Below are 20376 nucleotides of genomic sequence, written 5' to 3'. Positions count from 1 at the left end.
CATGCCGGGCGTTTTCTTTGGTCAGCACGCGGATAACGCGGCAGTCAACGCAGTTGCGCGATGGCCCGTGCGGCCTCTGGTACCAGGCAGGGGCCCCGATAGATCAGGCCGCTGTAGATCTGGACCACATCGGCGCCCGCCCGGATCTTGCTGACCGCATCTTCGCCGCTGAGAATGCCTCCCACGCCGATGATGGGGTAGCGGCTTCCCAGCGCAGAGCGCAGTTGGCGGATGACCTGGTTGCTGGCCTCCAGCACCGGCGCGCCGGAAAGGCCGCCCGTTTCTTCGGCGTGGGGCAGGCCCTTGACGGCATCCCGGCTGATCGTGGTGTTGGTGGCGATCACGCCGTCCATGCCGTGGCGCTGCAGCGTGGTGGCGATGACGCCGACCTGCTCCTCATCCAGGTCGGGTGCGATCTTCACGAACACCGGCGCACGCTTGCCGTGCTGCGTGGCCAGTTGCTCGCGCCGCTCGGCAATCGCTCCCAGCAAGGCATCCAGCGCTTCGTCGCTTTGCAGGGCACGCAGATTCTTGGTGTTGGGCGAGCTGATGTTCACCGTCACGTAGTCGGCATGCGGGTAGACGCCATCGAGCGCCTTGAGGTAGTCGCTGGTGGCTTCTTCGATGGGCGTGCTGGCGTTCTTGCCGATGTTCAGCCCCAGCAGCATGGGCTTGCCCATGGCGCGGGCCTGTGAGCGCTTGACGTTGCTCAGGAATGCATCGAGGCCTTCGTTGTTGAAGCCCAGTCGGTTGATCAGCGCATTGCGTTCGGGGATGCGGAACATGCGCGGCTTGGGGTTGCCGGGCTGCGCGCGCGGAGTCACGGTGCCCACCTCGACGAAGCCGAAGCCCATGGCGGCCAGCGCATCGATACAGCGTGCGTTCTTGTCCAGGCCTGCAGCCATGCCGACGCGATTGGGGAACCTGAGTCCGGCAAGCTCGACGGGATCACTCACCATGGGTTGGGCCCAGGCCTGCTGCAGGAGCGTGTTCTGCCCCTTTGCCATCAGGTTCATCGTGAGATCGTGGGCGGATTCGGGGTCCATGCCGAAGAGAAAGGGACGGGTCAGGGCGTAGGGGATCAAAGACATGGGGATAATCGAAGGATTACCTGGATTTTCCCTCATGACGACATCTGCTGCCTCTTTTTCCCAAGATGAACTCAAAGCCCTGGTCGGGCAAGCCGCTCTGGCCTACGTAGTGCCCGGTGAAATCGTCGGCGTCGGCACGGGCTCGACGGTCAACAAGTTCATCGATGCGCTGGCCACCATCAAGGACCAGATCCCTGGGGCCGTGTCCAGCTCCGTGGCCAGCACCGAGCGCCTGAAGGCGCTGGGCATCAAGGTGCTGGATGCCAACGAGGTGGACCGCCTGTCGGTATACATCGATGGCGCCGACGAGATCGACGGTCGGGGCTACATGGTCAAGGGCGGGGGCGCGGCACTGACGCGCGAGAAAATCGTTGCGGCGCTGGCCGAGCGCTTTGTCTGCATCGCCGATGCCTCCAAGCGCGTCGAGGTGCTGGGAGACTTTCCGCTGCCGGTGGAGGTGATTCCCATGGCTGCTGCCCAGATTGCCCGGCGTTTCGAGGCCAGGGGTGGCCGGGCCGAGATCCGCATGAAGGACGGCGCTCCTTTGGTGACGGACAACGGCCAGCACATTCTTGATGTGCGCGGCCTGAAGATTGCTGAGCCGCTGGCCTTTGAGTCCGAGGTCAACCAGTGGCCCGGCGTGGTCACCGTGGGCGTTTTTGCGCACCAGAAGGCATCGGTCTGCCTGCTGGGCACGCCTGAAGGCGTGCAGACGCTCGACTATTGAGGCAGGAACCCGGTCCTGGCCTCTCGGCTGCTAGCCGATGCTCTCGAACACCGCAGCGCCTGCGGTCCAGACGAGCAGGGCCATGCCACCGAGACACAGCGCGCGCAATGAAGCTTGCGTGCGCTGCTTTTTGATGCGCTGAATGAGCCAGGTGACGGCCGCCAGCCCGGCGTAGATGGCAAAGAAGCCAGCCGTCGTCATGTAGTAGGCCAGGCGGTTGAGACCGTTGCCCAGGCCTCCGTCATGCATGAACCACAGCGTGATCAGGCAGGGCACCAGCACCAGGCAGGTTAGCCGCAACGGCTCTCGCCACGAAGGCCTTGCCACCAGTACCCACCCGATGAGCGCAGGCAGGCCCACAAGAATGCCCAGCCTGGCCAAGGTCCAGGCCACGTCGGACAGCATGGAATCCACGGCCGGGCTCCTGACTGCGGCAGTATCTGCCTAGAAGCTCAGGCCTGCGGGGTTGTCGCTGGTGCGTGCACCAGGCGCGGGGGCGGGTATGGGGGCGCGCCTGTTTGCCTGCTCCTCGGCGGTGGGTGCTGCGGCGGGCGCTGATGCGGCCGGTGCGGCAGGCTTGGGTGTGGTCAGGGGCTGCGCGGGTGGCCGCTTGTACTGGGCAGGCAACTGGGAGCTTGCGGGGTAGCCTGCGGCATCCAGGTACTGCGTCCATTCGCTGGAGGAGAAGCCGGTCAGAAACTGCTTGCCGATGGTGGCAAACGGCAGTCCGGTCTGCCCGCTGAGCTTGTTCAGGGCTGCCGCGTCCGCCTCGGTCTGCACCAGGCGCTCGGCATAGGGGATGCCCCGGGACTGCAGCAACTGACGAGCGCTATCGCAGGGCGTGCAATCGGACGAGGAGTACAGCGTCACTGGAAAGCGGCTCGCAATCTGGCGCAGCGCATAGGGCAGGCCTGCGTTGCTGTCCGGGGCGCCCGCCACTGCCTGGGCGGCGGGCGCTGCCTGCTGCTGTGCGCTTTGGGCGGGGCGGTCCGAGAAGGTGACTTTTCCGTCCGGCCCGACGATACGGTAGACCTGCTGTGCGGCGGCTGGCAGCGCGGCGGCAAGGCAGGCGAGGGCGAGGCATGGCATCAGGTGGCGCAGGGCGCCGTCGCCAAGGCTGGGAGAAGACTGCATGGACGATCTCGGTTTCGGAAGAAGGGTTTCGTGCCGGGGCGGCGACCACTCGCCGGATGGATGCCCGCACAGGAGTGCCTGCAAGCATAGCGTGCCATTCATCCTGGGCCATCTTCTGGAGTCGCAGGATGTGGCTGCGCGCATCCGGTGGAGTTGCCGGGCCAGGAAAAAGCGCCCCATCGGGGCGCTGCAGACCGGGTTGCCAGGCTCAGGCCTCGGCCATGCCCTGGTGGCGCAATAGCGCGTCCAGCTGGGGTTCGCGGCCACGGAAGGCCTTGAACGACTCCATCGCCGGGCGGGATCCGCCGGCTTCAAGAATGGCCTCGCGGTAGCGGCGGCCTGTCTCGGGGTTGGGGGTTCCATCGGCCAGCATGGTTTCCTCGAAGGCCGCATAGGCATCCGCCGAGAGGACTTCGGCCCACTTGTAGCTGTAGTAGCCCGCTGCGTAGCCGCCTGCAAAGATGTGGCTGAAGGTATGGGCCGAGCGGCTGTAGGCGGGCGAGGGCAGCACGGCCACTTCGGCGCGAACCTGGGCCAGCAGCGGCATGATGTCGGCCTTGGGATCGTGCTCGGTGTGCAGCAGCATGTCGAACAGCGAGAACTCGATCTGGCGCAGCGTCTGCATGCCCGACTGGAAGTTCTTTGCCGCGATCATCTTGTCGTACAGTGCGCGCGGCAGTGGCTCGCCCGTGTCCACGTGGGCGGTCATGTGCTTGAGCACTTCCCACTCCCAGCAGAAGTTTTCCATGAACTGGCTCGGCAGTTCCACCGCGTCCCATTCCACGCCCGCGATGCCCGAGACATCGCGCTCGTTGACCTGGGTCAGCATGTGGTGCAGGCCATGGCCTGTCTCATGGAACAGCGTGATCACGTCATCGTGCGTGAGCAGGGCCGGCTTGCCGTCAACGCCGGTGGCAAAGTTGCAGACCAGGTGCGCGACCGGCGTCTGCAGCTTGTGGCTGTCGGGGCGCAGCCAGCGGGTGCGTACATCGTCCATCCAGGCGCCGCCGCGCTTGCCCGAACGTGCGGGCTGGTCCAGGTAGAACTGGCCGACCAGTTGGGGGCCTTGCGGCGTGCTGCGCTCGATGCGATAGAACTCGACAGCGGGATGCCACACCGGCGCCACGTCGCGGCGGATGGCCACGTCGAACAGCGTCTCCACGATCTTGAACAGTCCGGCCAGTACCTTGGGGGCGGGGAAATATTGCTTGACCTCTTGCTCGCTGAAGGCATAGCGCGCTTCCTTGAGCTTTTCGGAGATATAGGCCCAGTCCCAGGGCTGGGGATCGGCCAGGCCCAGTTCCTTGCGTGCGAAGCTGCGCAGGTCGGCGACATCCTTTTCGGCATAGGGGCGGGCGCGGTGCGCGAGGTCACGCAGGAAGTCGATCACCTGCTGCGGCGAATGCGCCATCTTGGGAACCAGCGAGATCTCGCCGAAGTTGCGGTAGCCCAGCAGCTGCGCCTCTTCCTTGCGCAGGGCAAGTATTTCGGAAATGTTGGCCGTGTTGTCGAAGCGGCGGGCATCGCCCTCTGCCTGGTCGGAGGCGCGTGTCACATAGGCGCGGTAGAGCTTCTCGCGCAGCGCGCTGCTGGTGGCGAACTGCATCACGGGCAGGTAGCAGGGCATCTTCAGCGTGAGCTTGAAACCTTGCTTGCCTTCGGCTTCGGCGGCGGCACGGGCGGCCTGGCACACGTCCTGGGGCACACCGTCCAACTCATCGGCCGTGGCGTAGTAGGCAAAGGCATCGGTGGCATCCAGCGCGTTCTCGCTGAACTTCTGCGTGAGTTCGGCCGAGCGTTCCTGAATCTTGGCAAAGCGCAGCTTGGCTTCACCCTGCAGCTCCGCGCCAGACAGCACGAAATTGCGCATGGCATGGTCCCATGCGGCGCGCTGCTCCACGTTGAGCGTGGCAGGGTCGATGGCCTTGTACTTGGCGTACAGCCGCTCGTCGGCGCCCAGGCGCGTCCAGAACTCGGTGACCTTGGGCAGGGATTCGTTGTAGGCAGCGCGCAGCTCGGGTGTGTCGGCCACGCTGTTAAGGTGGCTGACGGCGCCCCAGGCGGTTCCCAGCTTCTCGGTGGCGACATCGAGCACGGCGGAGATCGAATCCCAGCGCGCGGGGAAGTCAGGTGCCGTGACGGTCTCCAGGGCCTCGCAGGCCCCGGTCAGAAGATGGTCGATGGCCGCGCCGACGTCGGCGGGGCGGATGCGATCGAACAGGGGCAGGTCGGAGGATTCGAGGAGGGGATTGCTCATGCGTGTCAGATGCCGTCGGGTGCATTGAAATCAAGCGGCTCCCCGGGGAGCCGCCCGATGCTTGTCAGCTCCTGGTCAGCCGGCGGCGCGCTCGGCCGCCTCCATGGTGTTGACCAGCAGCATGGTAATCGTCATGGGGCCGACGCCGCCCGGCACGGGGGTGATGAAGCCGGCCACTTCCTTGACGCCGTCAAAGTCCACGTCGCCGCAGAGCTTGCCTTCGTCGTTGCGGTTCATGCCCACGTCGATGACCACGGCGCCAGGCTTGCACATGTCTGCGGTCAGCACATTGCGCTTGCCCACGGCGGCGACCACGATGTCGGCCTGGCGCGTCATGGCGGCCAGGTCCGCCGTGCCGCTGTGGCAGATGGTGACGGTGGCATTGGCGGCCAGCAGCATCATGGCCATGGGCTTGCCGACGATGTTGGAGCGGCCGATGACCACGGCGTGCTTGCCGCGCAGGTCCTTCATGCCGATGGATTCGAGCATCTTCATGCAGCCATAGGGCGTGCAGGCCTTGAAGCCGACTTCACCCACCATCAGCGCGCCGGCGCTGGCCACGTGAAAGCCATCCACATCCTTGAGCGGCGAGATGGTCTCGATGACCTTGTGGTCGTCGATGTGTGCGGGCAGCGGCAGCTGGACCAGGATGCCGTGGATGCTGGGGTCGTTGTTCAGCGCCTCGACGCGGGCCAGCAGTTCGGCCTCGGTCATCGAGGCATCGTACTTCTCCAGCACCGAATGAAAGCCCGCGTCCTCGCAGGCCTTGACCTTGTTGCGCACATAGACCTGGGAGGCAGGGTTGTCGCCGACCAGGACCACGGCCAGGCCGGGCGTGGTCCCTCGGGCCTTCAGGGCAGTGGCGCGCTGTGCGACTTCGGCACGCAGTTGGCGGGAGAGGGCGTTGCCGTCGATGAGTTGGGCTGTCATTGCAGTGGATACCAAAATAAAAATGCTGCTAGGGCTTGTTGGTCAAGCGCTAGCAGCCCTTTGAAAAAAGCAGGGGATGGCGTCGGTGCTTATCCTGCGACGGCCGCCTTGGCCGCCGCAGCGGTCTGGCCCTGGCCCAGGGCGATCTTGAGCAGGTCGGCCACGGTGTTGGCGTTGAGCTTTTCCATGATGTTGGCGCGGTGCGCCTCCACGGTCTTGATGCTGATGCCCAGGTCGTCGGCGATCTGCTTGTTCAGGCGGCCGGCGACGATGCGCTCGAGCACCTGGGCTTCGCGGCTGGTCAGCTTGGCCAGCAGGGCGTCGCGGCTGGCGGCCTGCTGGTGGCCGGCAAAGGCTTCGCGGGCATGGTCCAGCATGCGCTCGACCAGGTTCAGCAGTTCTTCCTCGTTGAACGGCTTCTGGATGAAGTCCAGTGCGCCCTTCTTCATGGTGTTCACCGCCATGGGCACGTCACCGTGGCCGGTGATGAAGACGATGGGCAGGGGAGACTTGCGTTCGATCAGTCGGTCCTGCAGTTCCAGGCCGGTCATGCCGCCCATGCGGATGTCGACGATGAGGCAGGCGATTTCGCGTGGGTCGTAGCGCGAGAGGAAGGTCTCGGCCGAGTCGAAGCAGCGCACACGATAGTCCTTGCCCTCCAACAACCATTGCAGCGAATCACGAACCGCTTCGTCGTCATCAACTACGTACACAGTGCCTTTTTTGGGGATCAAGCTCATGCAATCGTCCTTGTTGTGGGTTCAATGGTCGCTGCCGGCGTTGTCGCGTCGCCCGGCGGGGCCAGCGGCAGCCAGAATGAAAATCGGCAGCCGACAACCTCGGAACCATTGTAGAGGTTCTCGGCACGCATACGGCCCTGGTGGGACTCGACAATGCTGCGGCACAGATTCAGGCCCATGCCCATGCCTTCGCTCTTGGTGGTGAAGAAGGCCTCGAAGAGGCGCTCCAGCACCTCGGGCGGCAAGCCCTTGCCGGTGTCCTGCACGTTGAATTCGATGACGCGCTGGTCCTCGATGGTGCGCGGCACCACGCGCAGTTCCACGTTGCGCTGGTGGCTGGGTCGGCCCGATTGCTCGATGGATTCGGCGCCGTTCTTCATGAGGTTGACCAGCACCTGCTCGATGAGGATGGTGTCGGCCATGATGGCCGGCATGCGCTCGGCCACGTGGTAGGTCAGCTGTACATTGCGGCGGCGCAGCTCGATGCCGGCCAGCTCCACCGCCTCGCTGACCATGTCGGTGACCTGGGCCAGGGTGCGGTTGGGTTCGCTGCGCTTGACGAAGGAGCGTATGCGCAAAATGATCTGGCCCGCGCGCTGCGCCTGGTGGGCGGTCTTCTCCAGCGCGAACTTCATCTGCTCCTCGGTCAGCGTGCCTTTTTCGAGGCGCGTGAGCATGCCGCTGCAGTAGTTGCTGATGGCGGTCAGCGGCTGGTTGAGTTCGTGGGCCACGCTGGAGGCCATCTCGCCCATGGTGATCAGGCGGCTGACGGACTGGGCGTGCTCGGCCTGGCGATCGGCCTGCTCCTCGGCCAGGCGGCGCGGCGTGATGTCGGTGGCGATCACCATCTGCGCCAGGCGTCCGTCCACCCAGCTCAGGTAGCGCGAGCGCACTTCCAGCCACTTGCCCAGTTCGGGCAGATAGATCTCGGCATTCTCGCTGCGTGCGCTGGTCAGCGAGTCGGTGGGCAGGCCCATCAGGCCATCCTCATCGTCCATGCCCTGCGGCTGAGAGCGCACGGGCAGCACGCCGGCCTGGGCGACGAGCTGCAGATGGCCATCGGTCTGCGAGCCGAACCATTGCCGGTACAGCTTGTTGGCGAACAGCAGCTCGGCGCTGCCAAGCGGGGCGACGGACACCGAGGCGTCCAGCGCCTCCAGCACGATGGTGAAGCGCTCGTAGGAGGCCGACAGCTGCTCGCGGATGCGGTTGGGCTCGGTGATGTCGGTCATGGACGACATCCAGCCCGTGTGCTGGCCGTGGGCGTCGATCAGCGGCGAGACATACAGGCGCGCGTCGAACTGCGTGCCGTTCTTGCGCTGCACGCGCACCTGAAAGCCCCCGACGATGGTCTTGCCCGACAGCTCCTCGCGCAGCTTGGAGTGCAGGTTGTCGTAGTCGTTGTCGGGCCAGTAGGAATAGGGCGGCATCTGGCCGACGAGTTCGGATTCGCTCCATCCCGTCATCTGGCAGAAGGCGGCGTTCACGTAGGTGATGCGGCCTTGCAGGTCCAGCGCGCGCATGCCGGTGAGCACCGAGTTCTCCATGGCGCGGCGGAAATTGGTTTCGGCAACCAGGGCTTCCTGCGCGCGCTGGCGGCGTCGCGTGTGGCGCCAGGTGGCCAGCAGCAGCCATGCCGTCATCGCGCTGAGCGTGCCCACCAGCCAGAACAGGCCGCTGCCCACCACGCCCAGCGAGGTGCGGTAGGCCTGTGCGCGCAGCACCAGACTGTTGCCCACGGGGGCGACCGGAGCCTCGTCCTCATTGGCCACCGTGCGCCAGCGCAGCAGGTCGGTGGCATTTTGCTTGCGCGGCGTCAGCGGTGTGCCGGCCAGAACCTGGCCCCGGCTGTCGAGCATGGTCATGGCATAGCGGGCCATGATTTCGGTGGGCGTGCCGTAGCGCAGCAGGCTGTCCACGGAATACTCGCCCAGCAGCTCGCCGATGTAGCGGCCGTCCTGCGCCAGCGGCACATGCAGCTGCAGCAGCGGCGCGGCCTCGCCCTTGTGAGCCAGGCCTTGCACATAGATGGGCTGCTGCATCTCGCGCGCGAGCTGGTAGGCCTCCAGGGCGTCACCGGCGCGCAGGACCTCGCGGGGGATACGCAACTGGTCGCTGCTCACGGTGGGGGCGGACTGGCTGGCCAGAATGCGGCGTTGGGAGTCGATCCAGGTGATGGACTGCAGTTCGGGATACTGGCTGATGAGCGCTTCGGCGCGGCTGGCGAAATCGGACTCGGCCAGATCGTGGTTGCTGATGTCGCGCGCCATGCGCATCAGTTGCTCCTGGCGCTCCAGCAGGCGCAGGCGCACGCGCTGCTGGGCATATTCCACGTCGCGGTGCAACGCTTCCTTCTCGCGGTCGATCTCCTCCATGCGCAGATACCAGAACGACGCGACGATGGCGGCCATGAACATCAGTACGGCGGCCAGCGGGGCGAGTGCCGCAAAGCGGTCCTGGCGCGTGGGGGAAAGACTGCGCCACCAGCTGCGCCACCAGCGCACTGGCGCGGCCACGCCTGCCATGGGGGCAGGGCTGTGCGTGCCGTGCTCGGAAGGGGAGGATTGCATGCGCCCAGTGTAGGGGAGAGTCTGACTGTTTTTAAGGAGTATTGGAGTCGCCACGCAGGCGCTTCGGCGACGTTCTTTGGGGTCTTCACTGTATGTGCGTTTGCAGCAAAATTTCAAATTATGAAATCAAAAAGCACCATTTGAAATTCGAAAAAAGTATGCGACACTCGCCGAGCATTGAGGCAGTGAATCGGTATCTTCAAGTTCGCCAGACAGGGTCTGTGCCGCGCAAGGCGTGGTGAACTACCCGCCTGCGATGGCGCGCTGCGCCGCTCACTGGTTCGACCCCAAGACGCTACCTTCTGCAAGGAGACATTCCCATGACAGCTCAGACTGACCCGCAAGGCAATGCAGGCGTTCCCGCCGGCCTGGACCAACAAGAATCGCGCGAATGGATGGACGCACTGTCGGCCGTCATCGATCGTGAAGGCGCCGAATATGCGCACAAGCTGATCGAGGACCTGCTCGAACATGCACGCCAGAACAGCGTGGACATGCCCTTCTCGGCCAACACCGGCTACGTGAACACCATCGAGGCCTCGCAGGAAGCGCGCTGTCCCGGCAACCTGGAAATCGAAGGCCGCCTGCGCGCCTACATGCGCTGGAACGCCATGGCCATGGTGGTCAAGGCCAACCGCCTGCACCCACCCGAAGGCGGTGACCTGGGTGGCCACATCGGCTCCTTCGCTTCGCTGGCCAACATGTTTGCGGCCGGCTTCAACCACTTCTGGCACGCCGAAAACGAAAACCACGGTGGCGACTGCCTGTACATCCAGGGCCACGTCTCGCCCGGCATCTATGCCCGCGCCTATCTGGAAGGCCGCATCTCCGAAGAGCAGCTGCTGAACTTCCGCCAGGAAGTGGACGGCAAGGGCCTGTCCAGCTACCCGCACCCCAAGCTGATGCCCGAGTTCTGGCAGTTCCCCACGGTGTCCATGGGCCTGGGCCCGCTGATGGCCATCTACCAGGCGCGCTTCCTCAAGTACCTGCACGCCCGCGGCATTGCCGACACCGAAAACCGCAAGGTCTGGGTCTTCTGCGGCGACGGGGAAATGGACGAGGTCGAGTCGCTGGGCGCGATCTCCCTGGCCGCCCGCGAAAAGCTGGACAACCTGATCTTCGTGATCAACTGCAACCTGCAGCGCCTGGACGGTCCGGTGCGCGGCAACGGCAAGATCATCCAGGAACTCGAGGGTGAGTTCCGCGGCTCCGGCTGGAACGTCATCAAGCTGCTGTGGGGCAAGGGCTGGGACGAGCTGCTGGCCAAGGACAAGGACGGCGTGCTCAAGAAGATCATGGCCGAGTGCAACGACGGCGACTACCAGTCGTTCAAGGCCAATGACGGCGCCTACGTGCGCAAGAACTTCTTCGGCCGCGATCCGCGCGCGCTGAAGATGGTCGAGCACATGAGCGACGACGAGATCTGGAACCTGCGCCGCGGCGGCCACGATTCGCAGAAGGTCTATGCGGCCTTCCATGCGGCCAACTCGCACAAGGGCCAGCCCACCGTGCTGCTGGTCAAGACCGTCAAGGGCTTCGGCATGGGCAAGATCGGTGAAGGCAAGAACACCGTTCACCAGACCAAGAAGCTGGGCGACGAGGACATCAAGGCCTTCCGCGACCGCTTCAACATCCCGATTCCCGACAGCCAGATCGCCGACCTGCCTTTCTACAAGCCGGCCGACGACACGCCGGAAATGCGCTACCTGCACGAGCGCCGCAAGGCCCTGGGCGGCTACCTGCCGCACCGCCGCGTCAAGGCCAGCGAGCAGTTCACGGCGCCTGCGCTGGACACCTTCAAGGCCATCCTCGAAGCCACGCCCGAAGGCCGTGAGATCTCGACCACGCAGGCCTATGTGCGTTTCCTGACGCAGCTGCTGCGCGACAAGGAAATCGGCCCGCGCGTCGTGCCCATCCTGGTGGACGAGGCACGTACCTTCGGCATGGAAGGCCTGTTCCGCCAGATCGGCATCTACAACCCCGCTGGCCAGCAGTACACCCCGGTCGACAAGGACCAGGTCATGTACTACCGCGAGGACAAGGCCGGCCAGATCCTGCAGGAAGGCATCAACGAAGCCGGCGGCATGAGCAGCTGGATCGCGGCAGCCACGAGCTACAGCACAAGCAACCGGATCATGATCCCGTTCTATGTGTACTACTCGATGTTCGGCTTCCAGCGCATCGGTGACCTGGCCTGGGCGGCCGGCGACATGCAGGCGCGCGGCTTCCTGTTGGGCGGCACCTCGGGCCGCACCACGCTGAACGGCGAAGGCCTGCAGCACGAAGACGGCCACAGCCACATCCTGGCCAACACCATTCCCAACTGCGTGAGCTACGACCCGACCTTCGCCCACGAAGTCGCCGTGATCATGCAGGACGGCCTGCGCCGCATGGTGCAGGAGCAGGAAAACGTCTTCTACTACATCACGCTGCTCAACGAGAACTACGCCATGCCCGGCCTCACGCCCGGCACCGAGCAGCAGATCATCAAGGGCATGTACCTGTGCAAGCCCGGCCAGAAGGTGCCGGAAAGCGGCCTGCGCGTGCAGCTGCTGGGATCGGGCACCATCCTGCGCGAATCCTTCTTCGCCCAGGAACTGCTGCTGGCCGACTGGGGTATTGCCGCCGACGTGTGGAGCTGCCCCAGCTTCAACGAACTCACCCGCGACGGCCAGGAAGCCGACCGCTGGAACCTGCTGCATCCGCTGGAAACGCAGAAGGTGCCCTTCGTCACGCAGCAGCTGCAGTCGCACAATGGTCCGGTGATCGCATCCACCGACTACATGAAGGCCTACGCCGAGCAGATCCGTCCCTACATGCCCAAGGGCCGCACCTACAAGGTGCTGGGCACCGACGGCTTCGGCCGTTCGGACTTCCGCCGCAAGTTGCGCGAGCACTTCGAGGTGGACCGCCACTACATCGTGGTCGCCGCACTGCGCGCGCTGGCCGAAGAAGGCAAGATCAACGCCACCACCGTGGCCGAGGCGATCGCCAAGTACGGCATCAAGGCCGACAAGATCAACCCGCTGCACGCCTGAGTAAAAACGGGAGACACCTATGGCATTGGTAGACATTCAAGTTCCGGACATCGGCGATTTCGATGAAGTCGGTGTGATCGAAGTGCTGGTCAAGGCCGGCGACCAGATCAAGGCCGAGCAATCGCTGATCACCGTCGAGTCCGACAAGGCATCGATGGAGATTCCGTCCAGCCACGCCGGCGTGCTCAAGGAGCTGCGCGTGAACCTGGGCGACAAGGTCAAGCAAGGCAGCATCATTGCAGTGATCGAGACCGCAGACGCTGCGGCACCGGCACCGGCAGCTGCTGCCCCGGCTCCCGTGGCAGCGCCTGCATCTGCTGCGCCTGCATCTGCGCCTGCGCCGGCCGCTGCTCCCGCTGCCGCGCCTGCGGCCTCGGGCGCCGCCACGCAGATCGACATCAAGATTCCCGACATCGGCGACTTCAAGGACGTGGCCGTAATCGAGATGCTGGTCAAGGTCGGCGACACCGTGACGGCAGAGCAATCGCTGTTCACCGTCGAATCCGACAAGGCCTCGATGGAAATCCCGTCGCCCGCAGCGGGCACCATCACGGCGCTGACGCTCAAGATCGGCGACACGGTCAATGTGGGCGACGTGGTCGGCCAGATGAGCGTGCAGGGCGCTGCCGCGCCTGCAGCCCAGGCTGCGGCCCCTGCACCGGCAACTGCGGCCCCGGCCCCGGCCGCTGCAGCTCCGGTGGCTGCCGCTGCAGCATCGGCTCCTGCCGCTGCACCTGCACACAACCCCACCGTGGCGCCCACGGGCAAGCTGCCCCATGCATCGCCCTCGGTACGCAAGTTCGCCCGCGAACTGGGTGTGCCGCTGGACGAGGTCAAGGGCTCGGGCAACAAGGGCCGCATCACGGCCGACGACATCCAGGCTTTCACCAAGTCCGTCATGGCCGGTGCCGTGCAGACCAAGGCCCAGGCTGCGGCGGCTCCCAAGGGCGGCTCCGGCGGCGGCGCCGGCCTGGACCTGCTGCCCTGGCCCAAGGTGGACTTCGCCAAGTTCGGCCCGGTCGAGCGCAAGGACCTGTCGCGCATCAAGAAGATCAGCGGCGCCAACCTGTCGCGCAACTGGGTCATGATCCCCCACGTCACCAACAACGACGAGGCCGACATCACCGACCTGGAAGCTTTCCGCGTCTCCACCAACAAGGAGAACGAGAAGAGCGGCGTCAAGGTGACCATGCTGGCCTTCGTGATCAAGGCGGTGGTCGCGGCGCTCAAGAAGTTCCCGGAGTTCAACGCCTCGCTGGACGGCGACACCCTGGTCTACAAGCAGTACTTCCACATCGGCTTCGCGGCAGACACGCCCAATGGCCTGGTGGTGCCCGTGCTGCGCGATGCCGACAAGAAGGGCATCCTGCAGATCAGCCAGGAAATGGGCGAGCTGGCCAAGAAGGCCCGCGATGGCAAGCTTGGCGCTGCCGACATGCAGGGCGGCTGCTTCTCGATCTCGTCGCTGGGCGGCATCGGCGGCACGAACTTCACCCCCATCATCAACGCCCCGGAAGTGGCCATCCTCGGCCTGTCCAAGGGCCAGATGAAGCCCGTGTGGGACGGCAAGCAGTTCGTGCCGCGCCTGACGCTGCCGCTGTCGCTGTCCTATGACCACCGTGTCATCGACGGTGCCTCGGCCGCGCGCTTCAATGCCTTCCTGGGCCAAGTGCTGGCGGACTACCGCCGCATCCTGCTGTAAACGGAGGCCCGACACATGGCAATCATCGACATCAAGGTGCCCGACATCGGCGACTTCGCCGAAGTGGGCGTGATCGAACTGCTGGTCCAGCCCGGTGACACCGTCGCCAAGGACCAGTCCCTGATCACCGTGGAGTCCGACAAGGCCTCCATGGAGATCCCCTCCAGCCATGCCGGCGTGGTCAAGGAACTCAAGGTGCAGCTCGGCGACAAGGTCGCCGAGGGCTCCGTGGTCCTGACGCTGGAGGCTGCCGGCGAGGCGGCCGCTGCGCCCCAGGCTGCCGCTGCGGCTCCTGCAGCCGCCAGCGCCGCGGCACCTGCCGTGCCGGCTCCAGCGGCCCCGGCCCCTGCTCCTGCGGCAGCCAGCTACGCGGGTGGCGTGGCCGACTATGACTGCGACGTGGTCGTGCTCGGCGGTGGCCCTGGCGGCTACTCTGCCGCCTTCCGCGCAGCCGACCTGGGCCTGAACGTGGTCATCGTCGAGCGCTACAAGACCCTCGGCGGCGTCTGCCTGAACGTGGGCTGCATTCCCTCGAAGGCGCTGCTGCACGTGGCGGCCGTCGTGGACGAGGTCAAGCACCTGGAAGTGGCAGGCGTCAAGTTCGGCGCGCCCGAGGTCAACATCGACCAGCTGCGCGGCCACAAGGACAAGGTCATCGGCAAGCTGACCGGCGGCCTGGGCCAGATGGCCAAGATGCGCAAGGTCACCGTGGTGCGCGGCTACGGCAACTTCGTCGGCGCCAACCACCTGGAAGTGGAAGAGACCACGGGCGATGGCCAGGAAAAGACCGGCAGCAAGAAGATCGTGCAGTTCAAGCGCGCCATCATTGCCGCCGGCAGCCAGGCCGTGCACCTGCCCTTCATGCCCAAGGACCCGCGCGTGGTGGACTCCACCGGCGCGCTGGACCTGGCCAGCGTGCCCAAACGCATGCTGATCCTGGGCGGCGGCATCATCGGCCTGGAAATGGGCACCGTCTACTCCACGCTGGGCGCACGCCTGGACGTGGTGGAGATGATGGACGGCCTCATGCAGGGCGCCGACCGCGACCTGGTCAAGGTCTGGCAGAAGATGAACGCGCCGCGCTTCGACAACATCATGGTCAACACCAAGACCGTGGGTGCCGAAGCCACGCCCGAAGGCATCAAGGTCAGCTTCGCGCCCGCCAAGGATGGCATCACCGTGCCCGAGCCCCAGGTCTACGACCTGGTGCTGCAGGCCGTGGGCCGCACGCCCAACGGCAAGAAGATCGCCGCCGAGAAGGCCGGCGTGGCCGTCACGGACCGCGGTTTCATCGAAGTCGACATCCAGATGCGCACCAACGTGCCCCACATCTTCGCCATCGGCGACGTGGTGGGCCAGCCCATGCTGGCGCACAAGGCCGTGCACGAGGCCCATGTGGCCGCCGAAGTCATCGCCGGTGAACTGCAGGGCAACAAGGAGCTGGCCGCCAGCGCCTTCAATGCCCGCGTGATCCCCAGCGTGGCCTACACCGACCCGGAAGTGGCGTGGGTGGGCCTGACCGAGGACCAGGCCAAGGCCCAGGGCATCAAGGTCAAGAAGGGGGTCTTCCCCTGGACGGCATCGGGCCGCGCCATTGCCAATGGCCGCGACGAAGGCGTCACCAAGCTGCTGTTCGACGACAGCCCCGAGGCGCATGGCCATGGCCGCATCCTGGGCGGCGGCATCGTCGGCACGCATGCGGGCGACATGATCGGCGAGATCGCGCTGGCCATTGAAATGGGTGCCGACGCCGTGGACATCGGCAAGACCATCCATCCTCACCCCACGCTGGGCGAGAGCCTGGGCATGGCGGCCGAGGTGGCGCACGGCTCCTGCACGGACCTGCCGCCGCAGCGCAAGTAAGCGCAACGCCCGGCCTTCGGAACGGGCAAGGACACAAAGGCAGCTTCGGCTGCCTTTGTGCTTTGGGGGGGTAGTACGGGTCGCAGGCCGGCTCAGGCCTGGGAGCGCAGCCACTGCAGTAGCTGCGCGTGCACGCCATTCGGTGCAGGCGGGGCAGGGGACAGCAGGCAATAGCGCGATCCATCCTCCACAAAGCCCATGGGCGCTGCCAGCACGCCGTTGGCAATGTCGTCGCGCACCAGCTGCCAGGGGCCTATGGCCACGCCCATTCCGGCCACGGCAGCCTGGAGCGTGAAATAGAAATGTTCGAACTGCAGCTGCGGTCCCGAGGGCTGGGGCTGGCCGCTGCACTCGGCCCAGGTGGCCCAGGCGCCAGGGCGCGTGCGGCTTTGCAGCAAGGGCGCATCGGCGCGCAGCCTGGGCGTGTGCTCTTGCGCGGGGCGGTCGCACCATTGCGCCAGGCGATCGGGCCGGCAGACCGGGCCTATGCGCTCTGCGAACAGCGTTTCGGCATGGCAGCCTGCGGGCAGGGCGAAATCGTCGCGCCGTATGGCCAGGTCGATCCCGTCCGCAAACGAGAACGGGCCACCGCCGGCCACCAGGTGCAGTTGCAGCTCGGGATGCATTTGCTGGAACTGTGGCCAGCGCGGAATCAGCCAGCGCATCAGCAAGGTGGGTTCGCAGGACAGCACCCAGCGGCGCGCATGCCGCGCGCGTGCGCGCAACTCCTGCGTCGCCTGGCGCATGCGCTCCAGTCCTTCATGCACGGCCTGTGCGAGATGGCGCCCAGCGTCGGTCAGGAAGACGCGGCGGCTGCGGCGGTCAAACAGGGTCACGCCCAGATCGTCTTCCAGCAGGCGCACGGCCCGGCTGATGGCGCCGTGGGTCAGATGCAACTCTTCAGCCGCCTTGCTGAAGTTCTCCCGTCGGGCGGCTGCTTCGAAGCAGCGCAGGGCCTGCAACGACGGCAGCCGCTTGCTGGGAGTCTGTGAATTGAGTTCACTAACTGTGTCAGAAAACATCGTTATGTATTTTCATGGAAGGCCAATACTATCCCGCGTTGCACTGAGTCGAACGGAGAATGCATGACCGAATGGATAGCTGTAGTCACCATTACCTTGCTGGCCGTGATCAGCCCCGGGGCGGATTTCGCCATGGTCACGCGCAACAGCCTGCTGCGCTCGCGCCGCGCGGGCATGCTCACGGCGCTGGGCATAGGCCTGGGCGTGCTGGTCCATGTCAGCTATACCTTGCTTGGTGTGGGGTTGCTGATGCAGCAGGCCACCTGGCTGTTCGATGTGGTCAAGCTGCTGGGTGCAGCCTATCTGATCTATCTGGGCGTGACCATGCTGCGCAGCCGGCCGGACGGAGAAATGGCCAGCCAGCCGGCTGCCGTACTGTCCGACATGGCGGCGCTGCGCACGGGCTTTCTGACGAATGCGCTCAATCCCAAGACCACGGTGTTTGTGGTGAGCCTGTTCCTGCAGATCGTGGGGCAGGACACATCTCTGGCCACGCAACTGGCGTACGGCGGGTTCATCTCGCTGGCCCATGTGGGTTGGTTTTGCATCGTGGCGCTGTGCTTTTCCGCGCAGCGGGTTCGTGCCCGGCTGCTGGCCGTACGGCACTGGATAGACCGGGCCTTTGGCGGCATGTTGGTGGGCTTCGGTGTGTTGCTGGCCAGTGCCAAGCTGAGGCTGTGATGCCATGAAGGCCTGACAGGAATCGGTGGGGGAGGACGGGCAAAAGGCCGCAGCGCATGCGGCCGCTGCCCGGCATGCAAGGCCTGCGAGGTGCCATGGGGTGCCTCGCAGGCCGAGCTGTTTCTGGGGCAGCGGAAATGCCTGGCCGCGCAGCTGGAGCGCCTCACCTGGGCGTTCCAGTGCCACGGGCTATGTCGAATGCGCTGCCGATGCCCGCTGCCGCAAGCCGGTTGGTGGGCAGATGCCAGGGGCGCTGCTTGCGGGCGCCGCTTGGCCTATGCTTTCGATACTTCACACATCACCCACAGGGCGCACGGCATGTGCCCCCAGGAAACCGCATCCAATGGAAACAACAAGGCAGGGGGTGCATCCCTCATGGATCGTCGTGATGGCCGGCGTCAGCGCGGCCCTGCATGTAGGCAAGCTGCCGCCGGCCGTGCCGGTGCTGCAGCAGCAGCTGGGCGTGTCCCTGCTGCAGGCCGGCTTTCTGCTTTCCACCGTGCAGGTGGCCGGCATGCTGCTGGGCTTGGTGGTGGGCCTGGGGGCTGATCGCTGGGGACTGCGGCGCAGCATGCTGGCGGGCCTGCTGTTGATGGCGGGTGCCAGCGCCCTGGGCGCCATCGCCACGGGTTTTGCACCGTTGCTGGCCCTGCGCGCCGTGGAAGGACTGGGCTTTCTGCTGGTCGCCATGCCGGGGCCAGGGCTGATTCGCCGCTGCGTGGCGCCGCACGATCTGAGCGCGCGCATGGGCTGGTGGGGCACCTACATGCCGCTGGGCAGTGCCATCGGCTTGCTGCTGGGTCCCTGGGTGATGGCCTGGGCTTCCTGGCCGCTGTGGTGGCTGCTTCTGGGGCTGGTCTCTGCCCTGGCTTGCGCCGCCGTGTGGTACGGCGTGCCGGCAGACGGCCCGAAGGCACCCGTTAGCACGTCGGCGGCTGGCGGGGGGTGGCGTCCGCGCCTGGAGCTGACTTTGCGCAGCCCTGGCCCCTGGTGCGTGGCGCTGGGCTTTGCCGTGTATTCGGGACAGTGGATGGCCGTCATCGGCTTTCTTCCCACGGTCTATGCCGAGGCGGGCCTGGGAGCGGCGTTGTCGGGCACGCTGACGGCCGTGGTGGCGCTGGCCAACATGGTGGGCAATGTGGCATCGGGCCGTCTGCTGCAAGGCGGCTGGAGCGCCTCGCGGGCGCTGCGCCTGGGCTTCGGCTGCATGGCGTTGTGCGCGCTGCTGGCCTATGTGCAATGGCAAGGCCAGCCGTTGGCACCTTTGTGGCTGCGCTTTGCTGCGGTAGTTGTGTTCTCGGCAGCGGGGGGACTGATTCCGGGCACGCTGTTTTCCATGGCCGTGCGGCTTGCCCCCGATGAGTCCACTGTTTCGACCACGGTGGGCTTCATGCAGCAATGGTCCAGCGTGGGCCAGTTTGCAGGGCCGCCTCTGGTGGCGGCCGTGGCAGTGCAGGCGGGCGGATGGCAGTGGACCTGGGTGGTGACGGCGGCCATGTGCGCCATCGGCTGGTGGCTGGCCGGCGCCATTGCCCGCATCAGCGCGGCGCCTGCAAGGCAGCGCGAACGCGCTGCCGCCTGATCACGCGTCGCGCGAACCTGTGAGCGCCTTCAGGGCCTCTTCCATCTGTCGTGCGTGGTCCAGCGCGGGCAGCCAGGCCTCAGGCAGCGGTTGGGTGGGCGCCTGGGGGGCCGAGGCGGCCAACCTGGTCAGGGCGTCGTCGGGCTGCAGGGCCACCACGTTGCCATTGGCGGCCAGTTGCCGGCAGGCTTCGATCAGCCATTCACAGTGCAGGACGATGGCGCGCGGCATGAGGCTGCTGTCATGCGACATTCCGCGCACCAGGCTTTCGCCCAGCAGCAGCGCGCTGGCGTACAGGCGCACGGCATGGCGGTCGTAGCGCGCCGTGACGGTCTGCAGTGCCGCGCCACCCAGGCGTCCGCGCACGGACCAGCGGCTGGCGCTTTGCGCCTCCGCCATGGCGGTGCGCAGCGCGCTCAGCGCATCGCTGCTGCGCGTGAGCTGGCCCAGTGCCACGGTGGCGTCGGGTGTGTCGTGGGTGGCGGTGGCACGCAGCGTGGCGTCCAGCCCGTCGGCCAGCTGGCCCAGCAACGCGCTTGCCGAACGTGATACGGCACGCAGCGGATTGGCCGTGAAGATGACTTGGCTGAACATCAGGCCCACGCCTGCGCCGACCAGCACGTCGACCAGCCGGGTTTCGCCCGCCGCGCTGGGCCCCATGCTGAGGACCAGCACCACGGAAACGCCGGCCTGTATCGGAACCACAGGCGGCTGCCCCAGCATGGCGGCCAGCGACAGCGCGACCAGCGAGGCCAGGCTCAGCCGCAGCAGGGGAATGGTGTCGGGCAGCAGCCAGGCCAGTTCGCCGACGATGATGCCGATGGCGCAGCCCAGCACCAGGCCCCAGGTTTGCTTGAGATGGCTGGGCAGGCCGGGCGCCAGGCAGACCAGGGCGGTGACGGCGGCAAAGACGGGTCTGGGGTGGCCCAGCAGGTAGTGGGACAGTTCCCAGGCCAGCATGGCGCCCAGCGAGGCGGCGATGGCATCGCGCAGCGCCAGCCGCAGGCGGCCTGGCGCCGCGGCCATGCCGCTCTTGAGT

15 protein-coding genes are annotated in these 20376 nt (G+C 66.0%); 6 read left to right on the top strand and 9 right to left on the bottom strand.

Annotation, left to right across the window (positions count from 1 at the left end; translation table 11 throughout):
• Positions 1-44: 44 nt before the first annotated feature.
• Positions 45-1091 carry a quinone-dependent dihydroorotate dehydrogenase gene (locus tag ACF8ME_RS24925; RefSeq protein ID WP_046239218.1) on the bottom strand — a complete coding sequence of 349 codons (1047 nt, stop codon included), beginning with the start codon at positions 1089-1091 and terminating at the stop codon, positions 45-47.
• A 34-nt stretch (positions 1092-1125) separates the two neighbouring features.
• Here ACF8ME_RS24925 and rpiA point away from each other — a divergent pair, with 34 nt between their 5' ends.
• Complete coding sequence (gene rpiA / locus ACF8ME_RS24920; RefSeq protein WP_026062503.1) at positions 1126-1818, top strand: ribose-5-phosphate isomerase RpiA; 693 nt, start codon at positions 1126-1128, stop codon at positions 1816-1818.
• Positions 1819-1848: 30 nt separating this feature from the next.
• On the opposite strand, the gene ACF8ME_RS24915 is transcribed toward rpiA, so the two are convergent.
• From ACF8ME_RS24915 to ACF8ME_RS24890, 6 genes are all read right to left on the bottom strand, one after another.
• Positions 1849-2223: a hypothetical protein gene (locus ACF8ME_RS24915; RefSeq protein WP_223275203.1), complete on the bottom strand. Its 375-nt coding sequence runs from the start codon at positions 2221-2223 to the stop codon at positions 1849-1851.
• 39 nt (positions 2224-2262) lie between these two features.
• Positions 2263-2952 carry a glutaredoxin family protein gene (locus tag ACF8ME_RS24910; protein WP_392418621.1) on the bottom strand — a complete coding sequence of 230 codons (690 nt, stop codon included), beginning with the start codon at positions 2950-2952 and terminating at the stop codon, positions 2263-2265.
• Positions 2953-3160: 208 nt separating this feature from the next.
• Positions 3161-5209 (bottom strand): M3 family metallopeptidase, encoded by a 2049-nt coding sequence (locus tag ACF8ME_RS24905; protein ID WP_392418620.1) that lies wholly within the window; start codon positions 5207-5209, stop codon positions 3161-3163.
• A 75-nt stretch (positions 5210-5284) separates the two neighbouring features.
• Positions 5285-6139, bottom strand: a complete 855-nt coding sequence (gene folD, locus ACF8ME_RS24900; protein ID WP_012205808.1) for a bifunctional methylenetetrahydrofolate dehydrogenase/methenyltetrahydrofolate cyclohydrolase FolD — start codon at positions 6137-6139, stop codon at positions 5285-5287.
• A gap of 89 nt (positions 6140-6228) precedes the next feature.
• A complete protein-coding gene (locus ACF8ME_RS24895; RefSeq protein WP_012205807.1) occupies positions 6229-6879 on the bottom strand; it encodes a response regulator transcription factor in 651 nt (216 codons plus the stop codon).
• A complete protein-coding gene (locus tag ACF8ME_RS24890; RefSeq protein ID WP_016447108.1) occupies positions 6876-9449 on the bottom strand; it encodes a PAS domain-containing sensor histidine kinase in 2574 nt (857 codons plus the stop codon). The genes ACF8ME_RS24895 and ACF8ME_RS24890 overlap by 4 nt, the downstream gene beginning before the upstream one ends.
• 320 nt (positions 9450-9769) lie before the next feature.
• On the opposite strand from ACF8ME_RS24890, the gene aceE reads away from it, so the two are divergent.
• From aceE to lpdA, 3 genes are read left to right on the top strand one after another with little or no spacing between them, the layout of a single operon-like run.
• A complete protein-coding gene (gene aceE / locus ACF8ME_RS24885) occupies positions 9770-12487 on the top strand; it encodes a pyruvate dehydrogenase (acetyl-transferring), homodimeric type (RefSeq protein WP_016447107.1) in 2718 nt (905 codons plus the stop codon).
• Positions 12488-12506: 19 nt separating this feature from the next.
• Positions 12507-14189, top strand: coding sequence for a dihydrolipoyllysine-residue acetyltransferase (gene aceF / locus ACF8ME_RS24880; RefSeq protein ID WP_392418618.1), 1683 nt, complete (start codon positions 12507-12509; stop codon positions 14187-14189).
• A gap of 15 nt (positions 14190-14204) precedes the next feature.
• The gene (gene lpdA, locus ACF8ME_RS24875; protein WP_034365904.1) at positions 14205-16052 is read left to right on the top strand and encodes a dihydrolipoyl dehydrogenase; all 1848 of its coding nucleotides are present in this window, start codon (positions 14205-14207) and stop codon (positions 16050-16052) included.
• Positions 16053-16144: 92 nt separating this feature from the next.
• Here lpdA and ACF8ME_RS24870 read toward each other — a convergent pair whose 3' ends face one another.
• Positions 16145-17074 (bottom strand): LysR family transcriptional regulator, encoded by a 930-nt coding sequence (locus ACF8ME_RS24870; protein WP_392418616.1) that lies wholly within the window; start codon positions 17072-17074, stop codon positions 16145-16147.
• A 63-nt stretch (positions 17075-17137) separates the two neighbouring features.
• Between ACF8ME_RS24870 and ACF8ME_RS24865 the strand changes: the two genes are divergently transcribed.
• A complete protein-coding gene (locus ACF8ME_RS24865; RefSeq protein ID WP_016451705.1) occupies positions 17138-17755 on the top strand; it encodes a LysE family translocator in 618 nt (205 codons plus the stop codon).
• 343 nt (positions 17756-18098) lie between these two features.
• Positions 18099-19337, top strand: coding sequence for a CynX/NimT family MFS transporter (locus tag ACF8ME_RS24860; RefSeq protein ID WP_392418615.1), 1239 nt, complete (start codon positions 18099-18101; stop codon positions 19335-19337).
• On the opposite strand, the gene ACF8ME_RS24855 is transcribed toward ACF8ME_RS24860, so the two are convergent.
• A complete protein-coding gene (locus tag ACF8ME_RS24855) occupies positions 19338-20363 on the bottom strand; it encodes an aromatic acid exporter family protein (protein ID WP_392418613.1) in 1026 nt (341 codons plus the stop codon).
• Between the last annotated feature and the right edge of the window lie 13 nt (positions 20364-20376).

Source organism: Delftia sp. WSY_7 (assembly GCF_043104845.1).
Taxonomy (GTDB): domain Bacteria; phylum Pseudomonadota; class Gammaproteobacteria; order Burkholderiales; family Burkholderiaceae_C; genus Comamonas; species Comamonas tsuruhatensis.
Note: the sequence above shows the minus strand (reverse complement) of the source record. Positions and strands in the feature narration are given on the sequence as shown.